General features: G+C 69.5%; 9 protein-coding genes and 1 pseudogene. 3 read left to right on the top strand and 7 right to left on the bottom strand.

The window, feature by feature from the left end; translation table 11 throughout:
- Together NS220_RS20240 and NS220_RS15510 are read left to right on the top strand one after the other, a co-directional pair.
- Positions 1–230 (top strand): annotated as a pseudogene (locus NS220_RS20240) (hypothetical protein); the annotation flags it as partial.
- A gap of 34 nt (positions 231–264) precedes the next feature.
- The gene (locus NS220_RS15510; protein WP_081323219.1) at positions 265–1287 is read left to right on the top strand and encodes an isoprenylcysteine carboxylmethyltransferase family protein; all 1023 of its coding nucleotides are present in this window, start codon (positions 265–267) and stop codon (positions 1285–1287) included.
- Positions 1288–1515: 228 nt separating this feature from the next.
- On the opposite strand, the gene NS220_RS15500 is transcribed toward NS220_RS15510, so the two are convergent.
- The 5 genes from NS220_RS15500 to NS220_RS15480 all read right to left on the bottom strand — a co-directional run bounded on the left by NS220_RS15500 (position 1516) and on the right by NS220_RS15480 (position 6158).
- Entirely contained in the window at positions 1516–2538 is a 1023-nt protein-coding gene (locus NS220_RS15500) for a CNNM domain-containing protein (RefSeq protein WP_058624922.1), read from the bottom strand.
- On the bottom strand, positions 2535–3938 hold the full coding sequence (locus NS220_RS15495; RefSeq protein ID WP_058624921.1) for a hemolysin family protein: 1404 nt from the start codon (positions 3936–3938) through the stop codon (positions 2535–2537). Before NS220_RS15495 ends, NS220_RS15500 begins: the two co-directional genes overlap by 4 nt.
- A gap of 215 nt (positions 3939–4153) precedes the next feature.
- Positions 4154–4849, bottom strand: coding sequence for a hypothetical protein (locus NS220_RS15490; RefSeq protein ID WP_058624920.1), 696 nt, complete (start codon positions 4847–4849; stop codon positions 4154–4156).
- Positions 4846–5766 (bottom strand): ABC transporter ATP-binding protein, encoded by a 921-nt coding sequence (locus tag NS220_RS15485; protein WP_058624919.1) that lies wholly within the window; start codon positions 5764–5766, stop codon positions 4846–4848. The genes NS220_RS15490 and NS220_RS15485 overlap by 4 nt, the downstream gene beginning before the upstream one ends.
- Positions 5763–6158, bottom strand: a complete 396-nt coding sequence (locus tag NS220_RS15480; RefSeq protein WP_058624918.1) for a GntR family transcriptional regulator — start codon at positions 6156–6158, stop codon at positions 5763–5765. Before NS220_RS15480 ends, NS220_RS15485 begins: the two co-directional genes overlap by 4 nt.
- Before the next feature lie 183 nt (positions 6159–6341).
- On the opposite strand from NS220_RS15480, the gene NS220_RS15475 reads away from it, so the two are divergent.
- Positions 6342–6668 (top strand): DUF7882 family protein, encoded by a 327-nt coding sequence (locus tag NS220_RS15475; protein ID WP_058624917.1) that lies wholly within the window; start codon positions 6342–6344, stop codon positions 6666–6668.
- 21 nt (positions 6669–6689) lie between these two features.
- On the opposite strand, the gene NS220_RS15470 is transcribed toward NS220_RS15475, so the two are convergent.
- Together NS220_RS15470 and NS220_RS15465 are read right to left on the bottom strand one after the other, a co-directional pair.
- On the bottom strand, positions 6690–8120 hold the full coding sequence (locus NS220_RS15470) for a sensor histidine kinase (RefSeq protein WP_058624916.1): 1431 nt from the start codon (positions 8118–8120) through the stop codon (positions 6690–6692).
- On the bottom strand, positions 8120–8783 hold a 664-nt coding region (locus tag NS220_RS15465; RefSeq protein WP_058624915.1), incomplete at its 5' end, for a response regulator transcription factor. The genes NS220_RS15470 and NS220_RS15465, both read right to left, overlap by 1 nt.

Here is an 8783-nt window from a genome sequence, read left to right as displayed (position 1 = left end):
CATTCCACCCCACCGTCGGCGCGACCGCGGCCCAGCGGTCGCGCTGGACACCCTGCGACGCCGTGGAGCCCGCGCTCGGGCCGGTTCCCCTCTCCGTCGACGAACCGATCGGGATCAGCTGGACCGGCCGCACGACCAGCCCCATCACCGATAAGGCGCGGCGCTATCTCGCGGAGGTGCGGACGGTCGTCACCGAAGCGGGGGGGGCGCTCACCGACCCGGTGGCCTGACATGGCGCGGCACCGCGGGATACGCTCGGTCGAGATGGACCCCAGCGCCCCGCACCCGCCCCTCCTCGGACGCGCCTACTTCGCCACTCAAGCGGCGGCGGGCGCCGCGTGGTGGATCGCCGTCTTCACGGTGCCCGTCGTGCGGACCGCGACGCTCGGGGCCCTCGACCCCGTCGCGGTGGCCGCCCTCGATGTGCCGTTGTTCGTCGTGGCCTCCGGCCTCGTGATGCTTCCCGGGAAAGCCGGCCGGATCGCCGCTCTCGTCGCGACGGGCTGGACCCTGCTCGTCACCGCCTCGCTCGCGCTGTACGCGACCGTCACGGGTCTCGCGGGGTGGGGCGTGCTCGCGATGATCGCCGCCTCCGCGTGCTCGATGCTCGCGCTGTCGCTCGTCTGGCTCGGGCGTGTCCCGACGACCTGGTTGCTGGTCGGACCCTTCGCCTTCAAGCCCGCCCGCCCGCGCCGGACACCGATCGCCCACATCATCGCCACCACGGGGCAGATCGCGGTCTTCTGGGGCCTGTTCCTCGTCGTGTTCCCGCTCGTGATCTCGTTCCTCGAGCGGCGGTGGGGCCTGTCCGTGCCTCTGCCGCTCGGGGTCTCCGCGGCCGGTGCCGTGCTCGTGGTCGCGGCGAGCGTGCTCGGCCTCGCGTCGGCGGCCGCGCTGACGGTGAAGGGCGACGGAACGCCTCTGCCGTCCGCGATGCCCAACCGCCTCGTCATCGCCGGGCCCTACCGATGGGTGCGCAACCCCATGGCCGTCGCGGGCATCGCCCAGGGCGTCGGCGTGGGGCTGCTCCTGCAGTCCTGGCTCGTCGTCGTGTGGGCGCTGGTGGGCTCGCTCGTCTGGAACAACGCCATCCGTCCGCACGAGGAGGCCGACCTCGAAGCGAGTTTCGGCGACGACTACCGCCGCTACCGCACCGAGGTGCGCTGCTGGGTGCCGCGGTTGCGACGGCGCTCGCGGACCCACGAGACGACGATTGCGACGAACACCCCGACGAGGAACACCTCGACGGCACCGTCGACCACCCATCCGGGAAGCCCCAGGGCGTAGATCGTCCGCCCCTCGGTCGGGTTCATACGGCGCTCCTCGTCGAGGAGCGGCAGCAGGTTCAGGATCGCGAGCGCACCGAAGAAGGCCAGCCCCGTGATGCGCGCCGCGGCACGGGTGGCGTCGTCGATGGGTTTCTCACGAGTCACCCGTCCACTGTGACCGACAGCAGCCGCCGGGGAAAGGCCTTGCGAAGGGCTCGCCCCCACGAGGGCGGGCCCTTCGCGACGGTTATCGCGCGACCTCGGCGAGCTCGCCGGGTCCCGGCAGGATCTCGCGCAGGAGATCGTCGAGGGTGACAACGCCGACAAGGCTCTCGCCGTCGACCACCGTCGCCAACTGCACCCGACCGCGGCGCATCCGCGCCAGAGCGTCGTAGGCCGAGGCATCCGGTTCCAGCACGAGAGGGTCGCGGGCGATGTCGAGCGCCGGGGTCGCGGGGTCGACCGTCAGGGTGTCGCGCACGTGTGCGACGCGCGACGACGCTCCCGATCCGACGAGGATGCGCAGGTGGGTCGACGCGGCAGCGACCGCCTGGATGTCGGCGACCGTGGCATCCATCGGCACGCTCGTGGGGGAGCGGTCGGTACGGACGATGTCGCCCACCGTCAGTGTGCCCAGCGCGATCGCCTGAGCGATCGGCTCGGAGTACTGCTCCTCGAGCGTTCCCGCCTGTCGCGAGTGCGCGACGAGCTCCCGGATCGTGTCGGCGTCCTGGCCGCCCGCGGCCGCTTTGTCGACGGGCTCGACGCCCGACGCCTTCACCAAGCGGTTCGCGATGTGATTGATCCACAGCAGGAACGGGCGCAGCGGCCACGTGAGGGCACGGGCCAGGATGCCGGTGGCCTTCGCCGCGGTCTCGGGGTGCGCGATCGCCCACGACTTCGGCGCCATCTCGCCGATCACGAGGTGGAGGAAGGTGACGACGATCAGCGCGAGCACGAACGCGATGACGTCCGCGAGGACGTAGGGAAGGCCCCACGCCTCGAACACCGGCGCGAGGGCGTAGTCGATCGCGGGCTTGGTGATCGCGCCGAGCAGGAACGTGCAGGCGGTGATACCGAGCTGCGCGAACGCGAGCATCACCGTGAGCTCGTTGACGCCGCGCAGAGCCGCGCGAGCGGAGGCGCTGGTGGCGGCCTCCTCTTCGAGACGGTGTCGACGGGCGGCGAGGAGCGCGAACTCCACGATCACGAAGAAGGCACTCGCGATGATCAGCAGGGCCGTGATGAGGGCGACCGTCCAGCCGTTCATCGGGCCACCTCCTCATCGATGCTCGACGCGTCGTCGGCGGGTTCGGCATCCCGATCCACCTCGTGCAGGCGCACCGCGAGCTGCGAGGGCACGTGACGATCGACCTCGACGACCTCGACGGTGAGCCAGCGCTCGATGTCGAGACCCTGGACCGTCTCGGACGCCCTCTCCGGCACATCGACACGCACCACCGCGCCGATCGCGGGGAGGTCGCCGTGGGTCTCGATTACGAGTCCCGCGGCGGTCTCGGCGTCGGTCTCGGCGAGGTCGTGCCCGATCACGCGCTCGAGCTCGTCGAGGTGCAGGTCGCCGGGCACGGTCCACGCGTCGTCGCCCACGGCGGCGACCTCGGGGGTCTCGACGTCGTGCTCGTCGGAGAGCTCACCGATCACCTCTTCCGTGAGGTCTTCGATCGTCAGGATGCCGTCGAAGTTGCCGTACTCGTCGACGACGCAGGCGAGCTCGTTGCGGGTCCTACGCATCCGGTCGAGGGCGACCGGCAGCATCATCGAGGTCGGCAGGACCACGGCAGGACGCATGACGGTCGAGACGACGGCGTCGTCCGCGGGCTGCTCGCGCAGGAGATCGATGAGCTCGACCACGCCGACGGGGGAGTCCTCGTCGCCGATCACGGGATAGCGGGTGTGACCGGATGCCATGAGCGCACGCACCGCGCCGACCGTCGTCTCGGGGGTCACGGAGTCGATCTGCGAGCGGGGGATCATGGCGTGCTCGACGTCGCGCTGGGGGAAGTCGAGGATGCGGTCGATGATGATCGACAGATCGTCGGGGAGGTCACCGCTCTGGCGGGACTCCTCGATGATCGCCTCGAGGTCGCGCGCGGTGGCGCTCTCGTCGACGTCTTCGAGGGGCTCGATGCGCAGAAGGCGCAGCAGCGCGTTCGCCGCGACGTCGAAGACGGTGATGAGCCAGCCGAAGAGCAGGAGGTAGATGCGGGTCGGCACGGCAAGGGCACGGGCGAGGGGCTCGGGGCTCGCGATCGCGAGGTTCTTCGGGTAAAGCTCGCCGAAGATCATCGTCACGATGGTCGCGAGCAGGAGAGCTCCGACCGTGCCGATGAGGACGGACACCGCGGGATCGATGCCCACACCGCCGAGGAGCGTGCCGAGCGACTCGCCGATCAGCGGCTCGGCGACGTAACCGATCAGCAGGCCGGTCACCGTGATGCCCAGCTGAGCGCCCGAGAGCATGAACGACGTGCGCTTCGTGATGGCCAGGACGCGCTTCGCCTGCGCGTCGCCCTTCTCCGCCAAGGCCGCCATGCGTGAACGGTCGACGGACATGTACGCGAACTCCTGCGCCACGAAGAAGCCGCAGGCGACGATGATCGCCAGAGTCACCACGACACCCACGAGGAGTGTCAGAACCGCAGCCAGCATCAGATTTCACCCCCTCTCGAAACGAGGGGGCTCGAAGATCGGCCCTCCTGGTCGGGGGAGGTTCGGTGATGGCTCACGGGTTTTCTCTCTCGTGGGTCGGTTGATCGAAGATCGTCCTCGACTTTATCGAGCAGAAACCGCCGTGACCTGAGGATTGACCGCGTAAAGAGGGGTCCGGACCGCGTGCCGGCCCGGACCCCTCTCGCGGCGCCTCCTCAGGGAGTCGCGCGCCGAAGGGTGAGGAACGACGACGACGCGAGCACAGCGATCAGCACCAGCCCCCACATCGCCAGACCGAACGCCCCGAGCGCCGCACCCCCCTCGATGACCGCCGGCCACGAGCGCGTGATGGTGACGATCCCGATGATCGCGACCACGAGGAGCGACACGCCGACGAGGGTCACGGTGAGCACGAGGGTGCCGAAGCGCTTGAAGATCGTCGCGGCCCAGAATCCGATGACGAAGAAGAACATCGCGACGGCGAAGAACGTCACGCCGGCCGCGAGCGGACCGGCCTCCCACAGCCAGGGCATGTAGAAGAAGTAGCCGTTCATGCCGTACCCGTCGGTCGCCTGCTCCACCAGGCCGCCGATGACGAAGATGGTCGAGAGCAGAACGGCCGTGATCCCCGCGGTGAGCAGCGTGCCGGTGAAGAACTCGCGACGCGTGATGCTCATCGCCTGAGAGAAGGGGAACGTGCGGGTCAGAGCCTGAGCACCGACGACACCGAAGTACCACAGGGGTGCCTGGGCGCCGCCGCTGATCTTCACCCCCTCCGCACCCGCTGCGGCGACGATCCCGTAGACGAGCAGGCTGAGACCCAGGGCCCCGAAGAGGATGATCAATGGCAGCCAGAGGAACGTCTGGCGGTTGATCAGTTGCAGGCGGACCACGTTCAGCGCGCGATTCATCGCAGCGCTCCTTCCGGGATGGCGGCGGCAGCCGCGGCGGCGCGGGGCGTCGCATTCTGCGTGCGCCGCACGATGAGTTGTTGCAGCGAGACGGGGGCGACCTCGAGTCGCATCTCGACGAGGGTGCGCCGGTCGGCCGGGGTGAGCTCGCCCACGACGGTGACGGATGCCACGCCCCCGAGGCTCTCGCGATGGAGGACCTCGCGACCGGTGCAGAACACGTCGACCGCCGTCGCCTCACCGACGATCGTCACCGCGCTGTGGCGCACGGCATCCGTGTCCTCGTCCATGACGATGCGTCCGCGGTCGAGCACGATGACCTTCTCGAGGAGATTGGCGACCTCGTCGATCAGGTGGCTGGACAGGATGATCGTCCGCGGGTGCTCGGCGTAGTCCTCGAGCAGACGGTCGTAGAAGATCTGGCGCGCGACGGCATCGAGCCCGAGGTACGGCTCGTCGAAGAAGGTGATCTCGGAGCGGGAGGCGAGACCGATGATGACGCCGACCGCGGAGAGCTGTCCGCGCGAGAGCTTCTTGATGGGGCGCTTGAGGGGCAGTTGGAAGTCGTCCACCAGTCGGTCCGCGAACGCCTGATCCCACTCCGGGAAGAAGAGGCGGGCCGCACGGAACGCGTGCGCCGGCTGCGCGTCGTCGGGATATTTCTGGCTTTCGCGCACGAAACACATGCGCGACAGGACGCGAGGGTTCTCGTACGGGTCTTCACCGAAGACGCGCGCCACGCCGCCCGACGCGAAGTTCTGCGCGGTGAGGATCGACATGAGCGTGGTCTTGCCGGCACCGTTGCGGCCGAGCAGCCCGTAGATGGAGTCCTTCTCGATCCGGAAGGATACGTCATCGAGGGCGAGTCCACCCCGGTAACGCTTGGTGAGGCCCTTCGCCTCGATCACGGCGGTCATCGTGTGGCTCCTTCGGTGCGGGGGGTGGAGGAGAGGAGGTTCGCGCGCTCCCGGATGAGATCGGCGAGGTCGTCGGGCCCGAGGCCCAGGGTCCGGGCTTCGGCGAGGAGGGGCTCGACGAAGCGATCCGCGAAGGCGGTCCGCCGCTCGCGCAAGAGGGTGTCGCGCGCGCCGGCGGCGACGAACATGCCGATACCTCGGCGCTTGTAGAGGACACCCTTGTCGACGAGCATCGTGATTCCTTTCGCGGCGGTGGCGGGGTTGATGCGGTGGAAGGCGGCGAGCTCGTTCGTGGAGGGCGCACGGGTCTCTTCGGCGAGCGAGCCGTCGACGATGGAGTCCTCCACGCTCTCGGCGATCTGGAGGAAGAGTGCCCTGCCGTCGTCGATCATGCAACCTCCGTCTGTTGGTTCATTACTTTACTAACTAACCATGCAACAGAGGTACTCCTCACGTCAAGGCCGTAAATATCTCGCGAGGTGAGATAATGGATGCACCCCGCATTGCTGCGCTTCCCGGCGCGGTCCCGCCCCTTGCATCACAGGACGCTTTAGTGCGCCAGAAAAGGACCAGCCGTGGGACGCCTCATCTACCGCGATCGCGCATCGTTCGACATCGACGACCGCATCCTCGCCCACCTTCGCATCGTGATCATGAACAAGTTGCGCCGCAACGAAGGGTTCATGCTGCAGCTTCCCGTGAACGAGGGAGTGCGCCAGGCCAGCATCTGGGTGCACGCCTCCAACGCGCTGGTCCTGCAGTTCTACGGGGGCCGCGAGCCCGCGATCGATCGCGAACTCGTGGATCAGATGATGCACGATGCCAGCAGCGCCGACGGGCTCACGCTCCTGTCGACCGGACCGGTGATCGCCGGGGCACCCCCGGCGCGCGCCGCACGCTGAACGATCCGCGCCCGCGCCCGCTCACCGGGTGCGGGCGCGTTCGAGGCTCGGGAGCGTGAGCGCGAAGAGCGCTCCGATCTCCGCGTCCAGGCAGCGGACGTCGCCGCCGTGCGCACGCGCGATCCCGCGCGCGATGGGCAGACCGAGCCCCACACCCGCCGCCGATCGCGCCGGATCCAGGCGGACGAGCCTGTCGAAGATGCGCTCGCGATCCGCGGCCGGGACGCCGGGCCCGTCGTCGGCGACCGTCAACCGGATAGCGGTCGGACCTTCCTGCACCGCGATCCGGACCGACCCGCGCCCGCCCGTCGCGCGGGAGGCGTTCTCGACGAGGTTCGACAGCACCTGCGCGATCCTGTCGACGTCCAGGGATGCCCTGACAGCGACATCAGGTACCGTCACCCGCAGATCGAGGTGGGGGTGCAGGAGCGGCGCGCGCTCCGCTTCGGCGCGAACGAGGGTACGCAGATCCACCTCCCTGAGCGTCAGATCGAGCCCGCGATCGACCCGGGCCATCATCAGGAGGTCATCGACGAGGCGCGAGGCCCGCGCCGCTTCGCGGGCGACCTGGGCGGCGAGCATCTCGCGATCGGGCCCGTTGAGATCCGCGCGCACGAGAGTGTCCGCGGCGGCCCGGATGCCGGCGACCGGCGTCCGCAACTCGTGTGCGGCATCGGAGAGGAAGGCGCGCAGTCGCCGTTCGGCTCCGCGCGCGGCTTCCTCCGCTCCCACCACGTCGTCGAGCATGTCGTCGAGGGCGGTGGCGACCCGACCGATCTCGGTGTCGGGCCGTGTGGGGCGCAGGCGCCGACCCCGTTCGCCCGCACCGATCGAGCGAGCCACCTCGGATACCCGATCCAACGGTCGCAGAGTCGCCCGCACGATCACGATCACCGCTCCCGCCGCGATGGCGAGAACGACGGCGGACGCGATCGCCATGATCCACCGCACCTGGACGAGTGTGTCCTCGACCCCGACCGCGGATGCCGTGAGCGTGAGCGTCGATCCATCGCTCAGGGTCGAGCTCAGCGTCACGAGATCGTCGTCACCGCCGACCGACGAGGCGACGACCGTGACATCGGAACCCGTCGCGGTCGGTTGCGGCGCCGCACGGTCCCCGCGCCCGGGGCCACCGGGCCCCGGAGGCCCGTCTCGGAGCTGATCCGGGCTCGGGCCGGCGACGATCGAACCGCCGCCCGCGCTGTCGATCCGCACCGCGAGACCCTGGTCCGAGAGGCGCTCCGCCAGGTCGGCGTCGTCGACCGTGCCGACCAGTGACGCCGCGGCCGCGGCACGATCGCGCAGCCGCTCCTCGATCTGGCCGCGGAGGCGCGCACCGAGGGCGACATCGACGACGACCGACAGAACGATGAGCAGCACCGCGACGAGCGCGAGGACGGCGACGATCGTCCGGCGACGGAGCGACCCCGACCGCAGAGCCGGCGTGGCCATCACGGCGCGACGCTCAGGCGGTAGCCCAGACCTCGCACGGTGTGGATGAGGCGTGGTCCGCGCGCCTCCATCTTCCGACGGAGAGCACTGAGGTGCACCTCGACGAGGTTGGGGTCGTAGTCGTCGTAGCCCCACACCTGGGTGAGGATCTGCCCCTTGGAGAGGGTACGTCCGCGACTCTCCGCCAGCAGGTGCAGCAGTCGGAACTCGGTCGCTGTCAGATCGAGGGGGCCGCCCCCGCGATGGGCGACCGCCGCGTCCGGATCGACGACGAGATCGCCGATCGCGATCGTCTGGGGGAGGCGTCCGCGCCGACGGAGCACCGCGCCCACGCGCGCCACGAGCTCGGCGACGGTGAACGGCTTCGTGACGTAGTCGTCCGCCCCCTCCGCGAATCCACGCAGTCGATCGTCGACCTCGTCGCGTGCGGTCAGCATGATGACGGCGGTGTCTCCCTCGGTGCGGATCACCGGAAGCAACCGGATGCCGGCCGGTCCGGGCATCATCCAGTCCAGCACCACGAGGTCGGGACGGAAGACCGACAGACGGGTCGTCAGATCGGTGCCGTCCGGGGCGCCCTCCGCGGCGAAGCCTTCGGCGCGAAGAGCCGTGACGACACTGAGGCGGATGGTGTCGTCGTCGTCGAGCACGAGCACGCGGGCA

Source organism: Microbacterium testaceum (genome assembly GCF_001476655.1).
Lineage (GTDB): Bacteria > Actinomycetota > Actinomycetes > Actinomycetales > Microbacteriaceae > Microbacterium > Microbacterium testaceum_C.
The sequence above is the reverse complement of the archived record's forward strand: the minus strand, read 5'-3'. Positions and strand labels throughout refer to the sequence as shown.